The organism is Tenacibaculum sp. 190524A05c (assembly GCF_964036595.1).
In the GTDB taxonomy this organism is placed as follows: domain Bacteria; phylum Bacteroidota; class Bacteroidia; order Flavobacteriales; family Flavobacteriaceae; genus Polaribacter; species Polaribacter platacis.
Map to the genome: position 1 here is coordinate 2,630,514 of NZ_OZ038523.1, position 18,121 is coordinate 2,648,634.

At 32.7% G+C, this 18,121-nt stretch carries 14 protein-coding genes and 1 tRNA gene; 6 read left to right on the forward strand and 9 right to left on the reverse strand.

The genetic code is table 11. The features are described 5' to 3' along the window. Window positions 1-82: 82 nt before the first annotated feature. The 9 genes from ABNT61_RS11455 to ABNT61_RS11495 all read right to left on the reverse strand — a co-directional run bounded on the left by ABNT61_RS11455 (window position 83) and on the right by ABNT61_RS11495 (window position 12,307). The gene (locus ABNT61_RS11455) at window positions 83-1,126 is read right to left on the reverse strand and encodes a helix-turn-helix domain-containing protein (RefSeq protein WP_348743312.1); all 1,044 of its coding nucleotides are present in this window, start codon (window positions 1,124-1,126) and stop codon (window positions 83-85) included. A gap of 93 nt (window positions 1,127-1,219) precedes the next feature. Beyond that, window positions 1,220-3,076 carry a M1 family metallopeptidase gene (locus tag ABNT61_RS11460; RefSeq protein WP_348743313.1) on the reverse strand — a complete coding sequence of 619 codons (1,857 nt, stop codon included), beginning with the start codon at window positions 3,074-3,076 and terminating at the stop codon, window positions 1,220-1,222. A 65-nt stretch (window positions 3,077-3,141) separates the two neighbouring features. Next, window positions 3,142-4,809 carry a S8 family peptidase gene (locus ABNT61_RS11465; protein ID WP_348743314.1) on the reverse strand — a complete coding sequence of 556 codons (1,668 nt, stop codon included), beginning with the start codon at window positions 4,807-4,809 and terminating at the stop codon, window positions 3,142-3,144. 6 nt (window positions 4,810-4,815) lie between these two features. Next, a complete protein-coding gene (locus ABNT61_RS11470) occupies window positions 4,816-5,661 on the reverse strand; it encodes an MBL fold metallo-hydrolase (RefSeq protein ID WP_348710917.1) in 846 nt (281 codons plus the stop codon). 206 nt (window positions 5,662-5,867) lie between these two features. Then, on the reverse strand, window positions 5,868-7,403 hold the full coding sequence (locus tag ABNT61_RS11475; RefSeq protein ID WP_348743315.1) for a hypothetical protein: 1,536 nt from the start codon (window positions 7,401-7,403) through the stop codon (window positions 5,868-5,870). 300 nt (window positions 7,404-7,703) lie between these two features. Next, window positions 7,704-8,843 (reverse strand): hypothetical protein, encoded by a 1,140-nt coding sequence (locus tag ABNT61_RS11480; RefSeq protein WP_348743316.1) that lies wholly within the window; start codon window positions 8,841-8,843, stop codon window positions 7,704-7,706. Window positions 8,844-8,986: 143 nt separating this feature from the next. Continuing rightward, window positions 8,987-9,057 (reverse strand) — tRNA-Cys (locus ABNT61_RS11485). Window positions 9,058-9,107: 50 nt separating this feature from the next. Beyond that, window positions 9,108-9,470, reverse strand: coding sequence for a dihydroneopterin aldolase (gene folB, locus ABNT61_RS11490; RefSeq protein WP_348710910.1), 363 nt, complete (start codon window positions 9,468-9,470; stop codon window positions 9,108-9,110). A 5-nt stretch (window positions 9,471-9,475) separates the two neighbouring features. Continuing rightward, window positions 9,476-12,307: a VPS10 domain-containing protein gene (locus tag ABNT61_RS11495; protein ID WP_348743317.1), complete on the reverse strand. Its 2,832-nt coding sequence runs from the start codon at window positions 12,305-12,307 to the stop codon at window positions 9,476-9,478. A gap of 120 nt (window positions 12,308-12,427) precedes the next feature. On the opposite strand from ABNT61_RS11495, the gene ABNT61_RS11500 reads away from it, so the two are divergent. From ABNT61_RS11500 to ABNT61_RS11525, 6 genes are all read left to right on the forward strand, one after another. Further along, window positions 12,428-13,330: a RimK family alpha-L-glutamate ligase gene (locus ABNT61_RS11500; RefSeq protein WP_348710908.1), complete on the forward strand. Its 903-nt coding sequence runs from the start codon at window positions 12,428-12,430 to the stop codon at window positions 13,328-13,330. Beyond that, on the forward strand, window positions 13,297-14,259 hold the full coding sequence (locus tag ABNT61_RS11505) for a succinylglutamate desuccinylase/aspartoacylase family protein (RefSeq protein ID WP_348743318.1): 963 nt from the start codon (window positions 13,297-13,299) through the stop codon (window positions 14,257-14,259). The genes ABNT61_RS11500 and ABNT61_RS11505 overlap by 34 nt, the downstream gene beginning before the upstream one ends. Before the next feature lie 66 nt (window positions 14,260-14,325). Then, window positions 14,326-14,577 (forward strand): hypothetical protein, encoded by a 252-nt coding sequence (locus ABNT61_RS11510; protein WP_348710906.1) that lies wholly within the window; start codon window positions 14,326-14,328, stop codon window positions 14,575-14,577. 129 nt (window positions 14,578-14,706) lie between these two features. After that, on the forward strand, window positions 14,707-16,032 hold the full coding sequence (locus tag ABNT61_RS11515) for a DEAD/DEAH box helicase (RefSeq protein WP_348743319.1): 1,326 nt from the start codon (window positions 14,707-14,709) through the stop codon (window positions 16,030-16,032). A 57-nt stretch (window positions 16,033-16,089) separates the two neighbouring features. After that, window positions 16,090-16,659 carry a Crp/Fnr family transcriptional regulator gene (locus ABNT61_RS11520; RefSeq protein ID WP_348743320.1) on the forward strand — a complete coding sequence of 190 codons (570 nt, stop codon included), beginning with the start codon at window positions 16,090-16,092 and terminating at the stop codon, window positions 16,657-16,659. Window positions 16,660-16,733: 74 nt separating this feature from the next. Next, on the forward strand, window positions 16,734-18,029 hold the full coding sequence (locus tag ABNT61_RS11525; RefSeq protein ID WP_348743321.1) for an aminopeptidase P family protein: 1,296 nt from the start codon (window positions 16,734-16,736) through the stop codon (window positions 18,027-18,029). The last annotated feature ends 92 nt before the right edge of the window (window positions 18,030-18,121 follow it).

Genomic DNA, 18,121 nt, shown 5'->3' on the forward strand with positions numbered 1-18,121 from the left:
TAAAATTTACATTATTACACTTGTAACTTCAAAAGTATTACCACCATTGTATTCTGGAGTCTTAAACAAGTCCGTTTAGACGTTATTCGGACTTTTTTAGCGAGTTTTGATATTGTTTTGGAGTAATACCTTCAAGGTTTTTAAAAGCACTGTAAAAAGTTGATTTAGAAACGAATCCTGCTTCCTGGGCCAATCCAAGAATAGATAATTGCTTAGCTTTATCTGATTGAAGTAGTTTTTTGAACTCATTTACCCTAAAGCCATTTATAAACTGATAGAAATTAGTTTTTGAATGACTATTTATCAACTTGGAAAGTTCTTTTTCTCGAACATTCACTAAATCTGAAAGCATTTTTAAATTTAAATTGGAAATTGTGTAGAATTTTTCTTTTTCAATTAATTCGAAAATTTCGGTGTACTTCTCCTTTGAATATTCTTGCTCTGCAACAATCTCCTCTTTTTCTATTTCAAATAACACCGAAGAAAACATTGCCGATTGTGTGAATCCGTTATAACCGATCCAATAAATAATAAGGAATGTGAGTACTGTAGATACTAGAGCAAAATACTGAGTAATATTGCTATTGCTAAAATCAATAATATCTTCAATAATCCAGAAGAAATGAAATATTAAGAAAATATAGATAATCCCTTTTATCCAGGATAACGTTCTTGATTGTAAATCTGAATAAAAATCCTTTAATCTGTGTTGATCTTCATTTATCTGTTTTAATGTAAATATCAAAAGTGAAATATTAAACAGATAAGAAATGTACTTTACAAGCTCCTCATCGAAATTAGAAACCACAACCACTAACCAAGGAATACACAGCAGCACCAACCATTTCTTAAACTTGTTTTTAAATGTAAAAAAGACATAAAAGAAAAGAAAAACTATAGTAAGTAACTCAGAATTGAAGTTAAGATGTGTAATTCCATCAATAGCTTCGGAAAAGCTTTCCAAAACTTCGAACCCGAGCGAAAAAAGAAATAATCCTAAAAATATATTGGCTCTCCTATTCTTTGTTTTTGAAGTGAAAAATAGTAAGCCTAGCATTACACATGTTGCTGTTGATAATACATCTAACACTAAAGGAAAACTCAATTCTACTACTACTTCTTTCATCTGATCACAAAACTTAAAGTAAATATAGTTATAAATAAAAATGGTTGAGAATAAGAACTCTCAACCACTTCTATGTATTATTATGAATGTAAATTATTCAATTGAAAATGTGTTGTTTAATGGGTTTACATCTGCCATTAAACCACTTTGATCTATTTTCACAGCTTTAACAGCTTTACTTGCCGTAAAACTATATGTTGGATATGCCCAACCCCAGTCTTTCAGTAATTTTGCATCCGTTGTTTTTGCACCACGCATTATTTCTAATGGAATGTAGAAAGATTCTTTAGAACCGTCCGTATACTCAACTTCTAAATCAATAGGCATTGGCATTGCACCAATTCTCTCCAAAGTAATTTCTTTATCCTTTACTTCTTTAATTCCATAATCGATTGAGTGTGTAGTTTGCGTCCATTCGTTTAAATACCAATCTAAATGAATTCCTGAAACTTTCTCTGCTGTTCTTTTAATATCATTTGGCGTTGGATGTTTAAAGGCAAAATCATCGTAATATTTCTTTAATGTTTTTGCAACATTATCAGCTCCAATAATATATTCTAACTGGCTTAAAAAGATATTTCCTTTACTATAACTACCAATGCTATACGCAAAATTCGTTTCATATCTATCTGCATGTGTAGAAAGTGGTTTCTCTTTTCCTGTTTTTACTAAATAAGCGTAACCTCTGTAAGATCCAGCATGTGGATTTTCCCTTCCTTTTCCTAAAACTGCATTTTCTGCCTTATTAGAAATATAAGTTGTAAAACCTTCGTCCATCCAAGGATGCTTACTTTCGTTTGTAGCTAATAAAAATTGGAACCAACTATGTGCTAACTCGTGCGCAGTAACACCAAATAAACTTCCCCATTTTCTCTTTCCAGTAATTAAAGTACATTGTGCATACTCCATACCACCATCTCCTCCTTGAATAACACTGTATTGCTTGTAAGGATATGGACCAATATGATCACTGAAATACTTCATTAAATCAGCAGTTTTTGGCTGTAATTTTTTCCAGTTTTCTAAGAATTTTGCATCAAGATTTTTCTTATATAAGAAATGTAAATCAATTCCATTATCCATCTTGAAAATATCATGCTGATATTCTGGATCTGCAGCCCAAGTAAAGTCGTGAATATTCTTACCAACAAACTTCCAAGTTAACTTATCTCCTTTTGGCAAATCTAACTTCTTGTTCTTATCCTCATATCCATGACCTACTTCTTGAGGATTTTGAAGGTTTCCTGTCCCACCAACAACATAGTTTTTATCAATATGTAATGTTACATCAAAATTACCCCAAACACCATGAAACTCTCTTGCGATATAAGGTGGTGTGTGCCAACCTTCAAAATCATATTCCGCCATTTTAGGATACCATTGCGTCATTGATAAAGCTACTCCTTCTTTATTATTTCTTCCAGATCTTCTAATTTGCTTTGGAACTTGAGCATCAAAATCCATCACAAATGTTGATTTTTTCCCAGATTTTAAAGGCTTATCTAAGGTTACTTCTAAAATAGTTCCAACAATCTCATATTTTAAAGGTTTACCGTCTTGAGTAAGTGCATTTACCTTGATAAAACCAACTTCAGAAGGACTTAATTTAGCGATTCTACTTTCTGCTACTGGATTTTCAGCAGTTCCTGTTTTATCTACCATTCTTCCATCTGGATCGTCAATGGTATGTAAACGAGCATCCATTTGAGAGTTTGGTTGGAAGGCATTGAAATATAAATGATAAAATACCTTATCTAATTCATCTGGTGAATTGTTAGTATAGACTAACTTTTGTTTCCCTTTGTATTGATATGTTTTTACATCCATATCAATATCCATAGTATAATCTACTTTTTGCTGCCAATAGTCATTATTATTACCAGCATTTTGTGCTGTACTACCGCAAGCAAAAACTAGTAGACTACTAACTAAGAAAATTGCTTTTTTCATTATTTATGGTTTAATCAAAAAAAGAGCATTTGTCAATGCTCTTTCTTTTTTATTGTTTCTTTAAATTACTTTCCGTTCACTAATCTGTCGGCCATTTTTAATGCGTTATATGCATTAACTACACGACCAGAAACTGATAAATCTGAGAACGGTACTAATTCATCTTTAGTTCCAGGCTTAATTACTTTAAAGTCTATTTTTGTTCCAGAGTTCATTAAGATTCTCTTTACTTGACTCGCTGATAATTCTGGGTAGTAAGAACGAACTAATGCTGCAACACCTGCTACTGCTGGAGAAGCCATTGACGTTCCACTTTTCTTACCATATTCACTATCTGGAGTAGTAGAATATACCGCTACACCAGGACCGAATACATCCACATTAATTTTACCGTAATTTGTAAAACTTGCTGGTAATTTTTCGTTGTAGTTTGAACTCATTGCTCCAATTGTAATAAAGTTATCTGATACTTCATTTACTTGATCTGGTGCATCATTCGGGAATGTTTTGTCTACATCAATATTCTCACTTGAGTTTCCTGCTGCATTTACAATTAATACATCTTTTTCAGCTGCATACTTAATTGCATCGTAAACCCAGTTTTTGTGAGGAGAGTATCCTTTACCAAAACTTGTATTGATTACTTTAGCTCCGTTGTCAACAGCGTAACGAATACCTAAAGCAACATCTTTATCATACTCATCACCATCTGGTACTGAACGAACTGCCATAATTTTTACATTACTAGCAACACCATCCATACCTTTTCCATTTCCTCTAGTAGCACCAATGATACCAGAAACGTGAGTTCCGTGAGATTCATCTTTTGTAGAATGACCAGAGTTTCCATTTCCGTAACCTGGGCTATCGTTAATATCTTCTGGGTTATCACCAACTACTTTACGATAGTTTTTCTTTAAAAGATCTCCAGAAATCATAGCCTTATCAGACTCTAACTTTCCTGTGAAGTAGCTCACAGCTCCTTCTAATTCTGATTTAGCTTCAGAAAGAGATCCAATTCCAAATCCAAAGATTTGTTTTGCAACAGCCACTGAACTTTCTAACTCAGCATTGTCTTTAATACCTAAAACATCTTGACTAGAATAATCTGATTTACCAAAATGCTTTGTGAATTTCTTATCAGCCTCAATTACGCTTTCTAACATTTTGCTGTATAATCCAGCATTTTGCTCAACTTTAGCAATCCCTTTTTTTGCTTTTTCTAACTCTTTGTTATAGAATTCTTTTACTTCAGCAGCAGTTTCTTCATCTGCAATTGAAGGGTTTTGCATGATTCTTTGGTACTCTAATAATTCTTTATAAGAATCACCTAAGAAGTTCCATCCGTTGATATCATCAACATATCCGTTTTTATCGTCATCAATTCCGTTTCCAGGAATTTCATCTTCATTTACCCATGCAACATCTTTAAGATCTTCATGTTTTAAATCTGTACCACTATCAACTACACCAACGATAACTTCAACTCCTTTTTTTCCTTTTAAAAACTCTTGAGCTTTATACGTACTCATTCCAGGAATTGTATCTGTAGCTAAATCGTAATGTTGCCAGTTTTTTCCTTCCTTATCTGTTAATTCAGCTTTTTTAGCTGGAATATCTATAGATGTATTTGGTCCTTGAGGAACCTCTTTTTTTGCAATACTACCGGCTGTAGAACAGCTCGCTAAAGCTACTGCTACAGTTGAATATAAAATTGGTTTTAAAACTTTCATGTTTATTTAATTAAATATATCTGTGAATTTATGTGTCTCTTTTAATCGAACTCCTTTTTCTGTATGCTTAACTGTAACTAGCTCGTTATGCGCGTCGTGCTCTAAGAAAAGGTAATATTCGTTATCTGCCGCCTCTTTTAAAAAGGCTTCTTTTTCTTTAAGTGTTAATAATGGTCTGGTATCGTAACCCATTACATATGGTAACGGAATATGACCTGCTGTAGGTAACAAATCAGCCATGAACACCATTGTTTTTCCTTGATATTCTATTTTAGGCAACATTTGCTTTTCTGTATGACCATCTTTAAATATTACATCAAAACCAACATAATCTTTTGCATTTAAATGCAAGAAGTTTAATTGTCCGCTTTCTTCAATAGGTAAAATGTTCTCTTTTAAAAACGAAGCTTTTTCCCTTGGATTCGGATTTACAGCCCAATCCCAATGTCTGCTATTACTCCAAAATCTGGCATTTTTAAAAGCTGGCTCAAAACCAGTTCTATCTTTATTCCATTGAATTGCACCACCACAATGATCAAAATGTAAATGAGTTAAGAATACATCTGTAATATCATCTCTGTGAAAACCATGAGCCGCTAAAGATGCATCTAACGAAAAGTCACCATACAAATAATAATATCCAAAAAACTTATCGGATTGTTTATTTCCAATTCCTGTATCAATTAGAGTTAATCGATCGCCATCTTCGATGAGCATGCAACGCATTCCCATTTCGATCATATTATTAGAATCTGCTGGATTTGTTTTTTGCCATAAAGTTCTTGGCACAACTCCAAACATTGCTCCTCCATCTAGTTTGAAATTACCTGTTTCTATTGGATATATTCGCATAGAAAACAAATATCTGAAAATTTAACAAAACTTAAAGTTAATAATCTTCTAATTTTAATTTAACAAAAAAGTGTTGCTAAAATTAATACTCTGCTAAAATCGCTGAGCTAAACATTACTTTTTGAAGGATTTATACAAAACGAAAAACTCCAGCCGCTAAACTGGAGTTCCACAATCTCAAGTAATAATCACCTAAAACACAAAAATTATTGTGCATTACCTGTTCCAAACGATGGTGTTGCATCCTCATTCCAATCCGATGACGCATCGCCTTCACCATCGTATGCGATACTGTATGAAGCTTGACTTACCACTGGCACAAAATCTCCAGCTGTCCAAATTCCTGCAGCCGCAGCTACATTTTCTCTAGCACTTCCAGCAGCTCCCCACTGAACAAAATCTTTAATTGCTTCTGAACTTGTAAATTGATTTGTTTCATATAATCCTAACCCAGCGCTATCGCTTAAATCATCCCAGCTTACTACTAAGAATTCGCTAGCATTTAATTGCGTGCTTCCACTGATTACAGTTGCATTTTTAAGTTGTAAATACTTTCCAGGACCTAAGCATAACCAATAGTTTGAAATATCAACATCAACATCTCCGTTATTCCAAATTTCAATTTGTTTGCTATCTGAATAGTTTACTTCGTTAATTACGATTGATTTCACAGCTTCTGGTTCTTTTAATACGTTTTCTGATCCGAAAGTAGCTTCTGTAGTTTCTGCCCAATTTTCTAATCCGTTTCCTTCTCCGTCGTAGATAATTGTATTTTGAGCTGTTTTTACTTCAGCAATAAAATCACCAGCTGTCCAAATTCCAGCTGCAGCTGCAACATTTTCTCTAGCACTTCCTGCCGCTCCCCACTGAACAAAGTCTCTAATTGCTTCCGAACTCGTGAATTGGTTTGTTGCATATAAACCTAAACCTGCACTGTTACTTAAATCATCCCAAGTAACTACTAAGTAATCTCCTGCATTTAATTGCATGCTTCCGCTAACTACTGAAGCATCTTTAATTTGTACATATTTTCCAGGGCCTAAACATAACCAGTACTCTGATAAGTCTACAGTTACATTTCCGTTATTCCATAACTCAATTTTCTTGCTATCTGCGTAGTTTACTTCGTTGATTACAACAGATCTCACCTCTGCTACTGGTTCTTTTAATACATTTTCTGCTCCAAAAGTAACTTCTGTAGTCTCATCCCAGTTTGACTTTCCGTTTCCTTCTCCATCGTAAATGATACTGTTATTTTCGCTTTGCACTACAGGAACAAACTCTCCTGCTGTCCAAATTCCTGCTGCAGCTGCAACATTTTCTCTTGCACTTCCTGCTTCCCCATATTGCACGAAATCTACAATTGCATTTGAATCTGTAAACTGATTTGTTTTGTATAATCCTAACCCTCCTTTTGCATCATCTAAATTATAACTCACCACTAAAAAGCTTTTTGCAGGAATTACAATATTTCCACTTTCTGGAGTTAACTCTCCAATTTTTTGATAAGCACCAGGACCTAAGCATAACCAATAGTCATTTAAATCTGCAGCTTCATCTCCGCGGTTATAAATTTCAATTAGGTCTTTTGTACCTTGGTATTTTATTTCACTAAACACCACATCTAAAACCGTTTCTTGTGGTGGATTGTTATCATCTGGTTGTTCTGATACTACTTCGTCATCACTACATGACGCCATTAATAGTAAAATAGGTAGTAAAAAATAATTTAATCTTTTCATGATATATACTTTTATAAATTCTGAGACAAAATTATTTTAAGACCAGTGTTTACAAGCTATTAAACATGGCTAGGAGGAAATAAAGTTGGTTAAAAAGGAAAAAAAAACGTTGAATTATATCTTGATAATATAATTTTAAACTATGTTTTTAAGTTTTTAAATAAGTTTTGGGTATTCTTTTGGTTTAAATAAAATCAACTTTATTTAACATTTTTACTTAATTAAGTTTTACATCAGATTGGGAATAAACAACTCATCAATGAAATATGAGTAAAAAAGTAAGATTATAGCTTTTTAACCTTAATCAACAGGTACTCTAATTTTTGTTTCCGTTAATTTAAGTCTTGTTTTATCAAGAGTAAGATATTCAGGTTCTTTTCTTGTTCTATCATAAATTATATTTTTGTAAATTTTAATTTCTTTGACGGCTATAATTTTTACATTTACATCAATTCCTCTTGTTAAATTGTCATTTGATAAACCAATGTAAAAAGTACCTGATTTTTGTTTGTCATTTCTACCATAAGCTGAAATTCCTTTACCTCTATCAAATAAATAAAACTGGTTGCCATTTAAAAAATTAGAAATATTATTAAATCCTCTTACAAAATAATATTCAACATCTTCTCCTGTACTTGGAACTGTAAGATTCGATATAGCTCCTAAAGCGATTCCAGCAAGAGGAGTTTGAAAATATGTGTTTGCCGCATTACTAATTAATTTTTCAACAGCTTTAACATTATCATCATAAGCTTTTTTTGACTCTTGACCAACACCAATCCAATAGGACCAAGCAATTAAATTTTCCTCCGTAAATTGATCATTAGTTAACTCTGGTAAATCAATTTTAAGATAAGTTTTACTCCTATGTTTATTGTAAAAAGAATGTACTCTTTGAACCTTATCTATAATCTTTATTTCCTTAATTTCTTTTCTTTTTAGTTCTCTAACTTCTTCTTTAAAGGAAATCATTTTATAACCTATCAAACTATCCACAGTATAATGAACCAAGCTAGTATCAATTTTTTTCTTCCATTTCCAATTAGTGTTAAAATGTTTTAATTGATTATTTGCAGGAATCCTCTGAATATTAACATCTGCTACTCTGTTAAAAAGACCTTCGCTGTAAAACCTAAATTGGTAAACTCCTCTTTTTAATGCGTATATTTTTTTACTACTAATTGCACTCGCATTAAATTTCGAGAACTTCTTGCTTTTATTAGAATCATAAACCTCAACATTTTTGAAATGTTTACCCTTCATCATTTTAAAATTCAATACAATTGTATCTCCTTTCTCAAAAGCATAAAAATAATCTTTAGTTTCACCCATTGATAATTTTACATTTAAATGAGCTACATCTATTCTATTTTGACAAACGATATAAGAATACTGAAGTAAGAGAATGGATAGCCAAACTTTTGATTTTGTTACCACCATTTTTATGGGTTTAAATGTTAATTAGAACAAATCTAAAATCTGGGCAAAAAATAACCTTACGGGATTCCGTATAGTGTCAAATTCCAATTAAAAGTTAGCTTGATATCATAAAAAAAGCTTTTACAATTTGTAAAAGCTTTTTGAGGTGTCGAGCGGATTCGAACCGCTGTAGATGGTGTTGCAGACCACTGCCTAGCCACTCGGCCACGACACCCTAAGTGAGAATGCAAATTTAATACTTTTCTTATTTAAGACAAGTATTTTTTAATTTTTACGCGAATTTGATAGTTCTATAGTTACCTCTCCAACGTTCCCACCAATCGGAGGGTTTAGTTTTGAGATACTTACGGTTGCTTCCTCAACCATTTTAATTTCATCAAAAATCCTGTCTATGATTCTTTTTGCTACTTTTTCTAACAATTTAGAACGAATAGCCATCTCTTCTTTTGCTATTTTATTCAGATGAACATAATCAACAGTATCTTCTAATTCATCACTTTCGGCTGATTTCATTAAATCAGCTTTTACTACAATATCCACACGATACTCTGAACCAATTCTAGCTTCCTCATCTAAACATCCGTGGTTTGTAAATAATCGGATGTCAGTAACTTTAATAATTCCCATTCAGTCTATTTAATTTCAAATGTCTTTTCTTCTTTACCTAACTTCACTGTATACTTTCCTTTAGGTAAATATGTTTTTCCGTTTTTAGCTTTCGATAAAATTGCCTCTTTTTTCGCCTTTTTAAATGCTTTTAAACCTTTTTCATCAAAAGAAACATCAAACATAGCTTCATTTATTCCTTTTTCCGCATTAACAGTTAAAGAATTTACTTTTACATCACCATTGTAAATGTCAATAGTTACTTTTTTATCTCCATTTACATAAAAAGGGATTTTGAATTCGGGTGTATTTGGCTTTAACCATTTACTCCATGAATTTCCCCAAAATCTTCCTTTTCTAATATTTTCAATTGAAAAAATATGATTCTCTTTACTCTTAACTTCATTTGTTAATTCTTGAAGTGAAGCAACATTAGCTTTGTATAAACTTCTTCCGTGTGTTCCTACCACTAATTCTTTTGCCTCTGGTTGAATCACAAGATCATGAACAGCAACATTAGGTAAATTCTTATTGAAAATCTCCCATGAATTACCTCTATCTAGCGAAATATATAATCCATTATCTGTTCCTACGTAAAGTAACTCTGATTTCTCAGGGTCTTCCTTAATCACATTTACTGGCGAGTTTGGAATTGAAGTTCCAATGTTTTTCCAAGTTTTACCGAAGTCATCAGAAACATAAACATACGATGTAAAATCATCCCAGCGATATCCATTTAACGTAACATAGACGCGTCCTTTTTTGTGTTTTGAAGCAATTACTCTACTCACCCATAAATCTTTCGGCAATGAATTTGAAATCACTTCCCAGCTTCCTCCTCCGTTTTTTGTAATGTGAACTAAACCATCATCAGATCCTGTATAGATTAAACCAAATTGAAACGGACTTTCACTAATGGTAGTTAAGGTACCGTAAGCCACATTTCCTTTTTTACCGCCTTGAGTTAAATCTGCAGAAATGGTTTCCCAATCGTTACCTTGATTTAAAGAACGGTGTAATTTATTTCCTCCTAGATATAAAATATCTTGATTATGAGCTGACAACAAAATTGGTGTTTGCCAATTGAATCTGTAAGGGCTTTCTCCTAAATTATGCTTTGGCTGAATATATTTCTGACGACCAGTTTCTCTATTAATTCTAAAGTAATTTCCGAATTGATAACCTGTATATACAACATCTGCATTTCTATTGTCAACTTGAACTTGCATTCCGTCTCCACCCATAATTGATTCATATGGATTCTTCCCAGATTGATGCCAAGCTTTGCTTATTCTAGCATTATTTGTAGCTGTCCAAACACCGTTATCTTGTAATCCTCCATACACATTATACGGTTTTTGATTGTCTGCATATACCGCATAAAATTGCCCAACTGGAGGCGTATTTAATTTTAACCAGCTTTCTCCATCATCATATGAAACATTCAATCCACCATCATTTCCATCAATTAAATGACCTTGAACTTTAGAATTTACCCATAATGCCTGATGATCAGCATGAACGTTTTCTCTACTGATTGACGTAAATGTTTTTCCTCCGTCTTTTGATTTTAAAATCGGAACTCCCAAAATATAAATCCCATCTTTATCTTGTGGATCTACTCTAATTTCACCAAAATAATATCCATAAGAATAGTATAAATCATCTAAATATCCTTCACGAGTTTTCTTCCAAGATTTTCCTCCATTCGTCGTTTTAAAAACCTCTGCTCCAACAACTGGAGTATCAAATAACAACGAATTTGCATTTTCAAGATACTTTGCTAAATCTATTGGTTTAACTGAACCTGAACGTACCATTTGTTTTACATTCTCAGCTCGATATTTCTCTTGAAAACCATTCATTTTTAAATATGAATTCAGTTTTTTATCTGATAAGGCTAAAAACTCATCAACTGACATCGTTTTAAAGTCCTCTTTTGATAACGCATTCGTTGACGACTTTTTCTTACCTTCTTGTTTTCTTCTAAACTGACTATCATGAGAGGCATATACTGTATTCTCATCAAAAACCGCTAAACCAATTCTACCTACTCCTTCTCCTTGAGGAAATCCGCTGTTATCAGATATTTTTTTCCATGAATTTCCTCCATCTTCCGATTTATAAATCGCAGAGTTTTTTCCGTTTCCAGTAAAATTCCATGCTTTACGATCTCTTTCCCAAGAAGCCGCATATAAAACATTAAAATTATTTGGAGCTGGCTGAATATCAATAATTCCAGTGTCATCATTTATAAATAACACTCGCTTCCATGATTTCCCTCCATCGGTTGTTTTATAAATTCCTCTTTCGTTATTTGGTGAGTATAAATGACCTAATGCTCCTACAATAACTTCATTTGGATTATTTGGATTAATTAAAACTCTACCAATATGATGAGAATCGTACAATCCAACATTTTCCCAGTTTTTTCCTCCATCTGTAGATTTTAAAATTCCAATTCCAGCGTATGAAGATCTTGATGAATTGTTTTCTCCTGTTCCAACCCAAATGGTATTATTCTTCCAATCCACAGCAATATCTCCGATGTTTTGCGTATCGGTGTTATCCATTACCGGTGTAAAAGTATTTCCGTTATTCTTTGTATGCCATAATCCACCTGAAGCATAGGCTACATAAAATTCATTTGTATTTATAGGATTTACATCAATATCCACAACTCTTCCGCTCATTACAGTTGGTCCAATATTGGTAAAAGGAATATTCTTTACTAATGAATTTTTTACCATTGTTCTCTTTTTAGCTAAAGCTTGTTTGACTTTATCTGCAGATGTTGGATTTTGTTGGCTGTAAACTGAAACTCCTAAAAGTAATAGAAGTACAAGGATTTTTCTCATTTGGTTTGATTTATAAAGTAGTATCAAAAATAAAAAATAAATATTCTGTCGTCTATTAATAATTATTTTTAACATGTCTGATTCATTTCATATTTTAGTTAGATTTGTAAAAAAAGCCATATGAACATTTTTATTCTTTCTGTCGGTGAACATGTTTATTCCACAAAACGTTTGTATGATGAAGCCGTCAAAAGAGGTCATGATGTGAGTATTATCAATCACATGAAATGTTCTATTAAATTAAGTGGAGGAAAACGAGAAATTGTTTACTACGGTGAAAATATAATTGACGAACCGGATATTATTATTCCTAGAATTGGTGCCTCTGCAACAAGACATGGAGCTGCAGTAGTAAAAGAATTTGAAATGAATGATGTGTTCAGTTCTGCTCGTTCCTTAGGAATCATTAGAGCGCAAAATAAAGTTCGCACACTACAAATTATGAATCGTAAAGGAATTCCTATTCCCGACACTTTATTTTCTGTAAATCCTGAAAACATTAAAGAACAAATTGAATTACTAGGTGGTGCACCGGTAATTATAAAACTACAAGAAGGAACTCAAGGAATGGGTGTAATGTTGGCTGAAAGTAAAAAGTCAGCCAAATCAATTATTGATACATTCTACAGAATGAATATGCATATTTTACTTCAGGAATTTATTAAAGAAAGTAATAGTGAAGATATTCGAGTAATTGTAGCTGGAGATAAGGTGATTACAGCAATGAAACGTAAAGGTTTAGATGACGATTTCAGATCTAATATTCATAGAGGCGGTTCAGGTTCAAAAGTTGAATTGACCAATAAAGAGAAAAACATGGCAATAAAAGCTGCAAACTATTTAGGCTTGCCCATTGCCGGTGTTGACTTAATTAGATCAAAAAGAGGTCCTTTACTTATCGAAGTAAATTCAACTCCAGGTTTACAAGGAATAGAGGCGTACACAAAGGTTAATGTGGCTGAAAGAATTATTAAATACTTAGAGAAGAAATGTTCGATACAAAATTCAAGAACGAGGAGATAAGCATAAGAAGTGAGAAAATTGGTCTAGGTGAATCTAAATTGATTAAAATTCCCGTAGATAGATTACCCACAGGAACTCTCATAGAAATTCCAGTATATGTATTTAATGGTAAAGAATTAGGTCCGACAGTACTTTTACAAGGAGGATTACATGGTGACGAAACAAATAGCATTGAACTTGTTCGAAGAATGCTAATTGATAAATCTTATAAAATTCATAAAGGCTGTGTAATTGTTGTTCCCTTGTTAAATATTTTCGGATTCTTGAGTTTTTCAAGAGAACTGCACGGAAAAGATGTTAATCGAAGTTTCCCAGGATCGAGAAGAGGATCTTTAGCAAGCAGACTTGCGTATTATTTAATGAAAGAAATTACAAAGAATGTAGATTTTGCAATAGATTATCACACAGGTGGAGCGCAAAGAAGTAATTTCCCTCAAATTCGATATACTCCACAAGATGAAAGAGGTAGAAAATTAGCCGATATTTTTAATTCACCTTTTGTATTCCCTTCTAAAGCAATTCCAAAGTCATTCCGAAATGAGTGTTTTAAACATGATATTCCAGTGATTGTTTATGAAGGAGGAGAATCTTTAAGATTAGATGAACATGCCATAAACGAAGGAATCTACGGTACTTTAAGAATTTTGAGACACTTTAAAATGATAAGTGATACTGTTGAAATTCCAGAGAATAATTCTTCTATTTCCATTGAAAAACGAAGCTGGATTCGTGCCAAAGCTGCAGGAATATTCAATTCAAAAGTTGAAAACGGAGCAGCAATTTTAAAAGGAGATGTTCTTGGATTTATAATGGATACCTATGGTGAAACTAAGTTTGCTGTTAAGGCTCCAAAAGATGGATATATCATTGCAAAAAACAATTTTCCCGTTGTAAATTTAGGAGACGCTCTTTTCCATGTAGGCTACTAAATTTGTGTTATTAGTTGATTTTTTGTTAATTTATTGTCTAATTAACAAATTTTAAATCAAATAATTATGGAATTAATTGTTAGCTTACTTACAGGTGCCTTAGGTGGAAATATTGCTGGAGCTTTATTAAAAAAATACTCAATGGGTACTTTATGGAATTCTGTTGTTGGAATTCTGGGAGGTGGTCTTGGTAGTCATTTACTAGGAATGCTAGGTTTAGATCTTGGAGGATTACTTGGTAGCATTGCTGGAGGAACAGCTGGAGGTGGAGTTTTAATGGCAATTATTGGTATTATAAAAGGAGCAATGAAAAAATAACATTTCACTAGAATAGATTATAAAAGCGCCTAAAACTAATTTAGGTGCTTTTTTCATTTACAAGAGGTATAAACAGTACCTTTGTGATCGATAAAGAAATAAACTTAATTTATTTCTACACACATATTTATGACATTTGAATCGTTAGGATTAAAAAAAGAGCTTTTAAAAGCAATTGAAGAAAAAGGATATACAACTCCATCCCCAATACAAGAAAAAGCAATCCCAGTAATTTTAAAAGGAAATGATGTACTTGCCTCAGCTCAAACCGGAACTGGTAAAACAGCAGGATTCACATTACCTATTTTACAAATAATAACAGACACCAAGAATCCAAAGTTCCGCCCTATTCGAGCGCTTATATTAACACCAACAAGAGAATTAGCCTCTCAAATTTATGACAACGTAAGAGATTACAGTAAACATGTCAATATAAAATCCACCGTAATATTCGGCGGTGTAAACCCTAAAAAACAGATTGCTGCCATTCGAAATGGAGTTGATGTTTTAGTTGCTACACCAGGAAGACTTTTAGATTTGCATGATCAAAAAGCATTGTCTTTAAAACGAGTTGATATCCTCATTCTTGATGAAGCGGATAGAATGCTAGATATGGGATTTGTTAGAGATATTAAAAAAATAATTGCTCTTCTGCCAAACCAAAGACAAAACTTACTTTTCTCGGCTACTTTTTCAAAAGAAATCAAAAAACTAGCTCAAGGAATTTTAACCAATCCTTCCTTAGTTGAAGCTGCTCCAGAAAATACAACTGCGGAAATGGTAACACAAAAGATTTATCGTGTTCCAAAAAGTAGAAAGGCTGCAATGGTTATTGAATTGATTTCAAAAGGCAACTGGGATCAAGTACTAATTTTCACAAGAACCAAACATGGTGCGAATAGGTTAGCTGAGAAACTCCAAAAGAAAGATATTTCTTCAGCCGCTATACATGGAAATAAAAGTCAAAGCGCACGTACAAAAGCTTTAAAAGGATTTAAAGAAAATAGCATTCGTGTTTTAGTTGCTACTGATATTGCCGCACGAGGCATAGATATTCCACTATTACCACATGTTATCAATTATGAACTGCCTAATATTCCTGAAGATTATGTACACAGGATAGGAAGAACTGGTAGAGCTGGTGCAAGTGGAGAAGCAATTTCTCTAGTCAGTAGAGAAGAATTAGAATATGTAAAGAGCATAGAAAAGTTATTACAGCAAAAGCTCAAAATTGTTGAATTAGAAGGTTTCGATCTTACGCCTACTGAACAATCTCAACAAAATAGGTCTTCCACTAAAAAACCTAAATCATCTCAAAGTAATAAACCTAAAAGAAACTTTAGTCGTAAAAAGAAAACTAACGATACTAAAGAAAACAACCCTAAATCAACTAAAAACAGACGAAATAATAATAAGAGAAGGTTTAAAAAGGGACCAAGAAAAGATAACGGATAATCTTTTTACGTTAATAAAGGATAATTCAATGTAAAGGAATATATCTTAATTTGTATTATGAATTTAGAGAAATATCTAAAACATATTATTGATAATCCTTCTTTGGATCAAGAATTACCAGAGGTAATTAATGCCTTCGAAAAAACCACACTAAAAAAAAATGATTTTTTCGTGAAGGAAGGTGCGGTATGCAATCATTTCTGCTTTGTAGAGAGTGGAGTTTTACAGCATGCAATTCTTCTAAACGGAGAAGAAAAAACAACATATTTAGCATTAAAAAACTCCTGTACTGTTGCACTTAAAAGCTTTTTAAATCAAAAACCATCTAGAAAAAGCATCAAAGCGTTAAGTGATTGTACTTTGTGGATTATATCTGCGGATAATTTCAAAGACTTACTTAAGAATAATGAAGCATTTTTCATGTTTTATCATAAGCTCATCGAAAATCAAATTTTTAGAATCGATGACTATAGAATAGACTTGCTTACTCTATCACCAGAAGAACGATATCAAAAATTACTTCATAACGATCCTCAACTTTTACAAAGTATTCCTCTTCATTATTTAGCTTCCTTCTTAGGAATTTCTACAAGACATATGAGTAGAATCCGTAAAAACATAAAATAACGCCATTTGGCTACTTTGAGTACAGATTTCTTTAATTACATTTGGAAATACAAACACGTAAATGCCAAATTGAAATGAAATATTTACCAATAAACAAACAACTTTTCATAAAGAATAGAAAAAACTTTATGGCTCAAATGAAGCCAAACAGTTTAGCTGTATTTAATTCTAATGATATTTATCCTGTAAGTGCAGATTCTACACTTCCTTTTGAACAGCACAGAGATATTTTCTTTTTAAGTGGAGTAGATCAGGAAGAAAGTATTTTAGTGGTTTTTCCAGATTGTCCTAAAGAAAACTTAAGAGAAGTATTATTCTTAAGAGAAACTAATGAGCATATTGCGGTTTGGGAAGGTGAAAAGCTAACGAAAGAAAAAGCTTTTGAAACTAGCGGAGTAAAAACTGTTTTTTGGTTACAAGATTTAGAGAAAGTATTGGCGGAAATGATGGCGTATGCAGATACTGTTTACATCAATACAAATGAGCATTATCGTGCAAATATTGAAACAGAAACCAGAGAAGCACGTTTTACAAAATGGTTACTAAATAAATACCCAGCACATTCTGTTGCTAAGAGTAATCCTATTTTACAACGTCTGCGTTCTGTAAAAGATCAAATCGAATTAGATTTAATTCAAAAAGCTTGTGATATAACGGAGAAAGGTTTCAGAAGAATCTTAAACTTCGTACAACCTGATGTTTGGGAATATGAAATTGAAGCGGAGTTTTCTCATGAATTCTTAAGAAATCGTTCTAAAGGATTTGCTTATACTCCAATTATTGCTAGTGGTAGTAATGCCAATGTTTTACACTACATAGAAAATAACCAACAATGTAAAGCTGGTGAATTAATTTTACTAGATGTTGGTGCTGAATATGCAAATTATTCAAGTGATATGAGTAGAACAATTCCTGTTTCTGGACGATTTACGTATCGTCAAAGAGATGTGTATAATGCTGTAAATCGAGTTAAAAAGGATGCTACTAAAATGTTAGTTCCTGGTGCAGATTGGACAGAATATCATAAAGAGGTTGGGAAATTAATGACTTCTGAGTTGCTTGGTTTAGGATTATTAGACAAAGCCGATGTTCAAAATGAAAATCCAGATTGGCCTGCATATAAAAAGTACTTTATGCACGGAACTTCTCACCATATGGGATTAGATACGCATGATTACGGATTATTACACGAACCGATGCAAGCGAACATGGTGTTTACTGTTGAACCAGGAATTTACTTGCCAGATGAAGGATTTGGAATTCGTTTAGAAGACGATGTTGTAATCCAAGATAACGCAGAGCCATTCAACCTAATGCGAAACATTCCAATCGAAGCAGAAGAAATTGAAGATATTATGAACAAATCATAACTTATGAAAATCCCGTTAAAACGGGATTTTTTTTGATCTAGTTCCAACCCTATATAGAAAATCTGATTTTAAAATAATTTCATACTTTTACC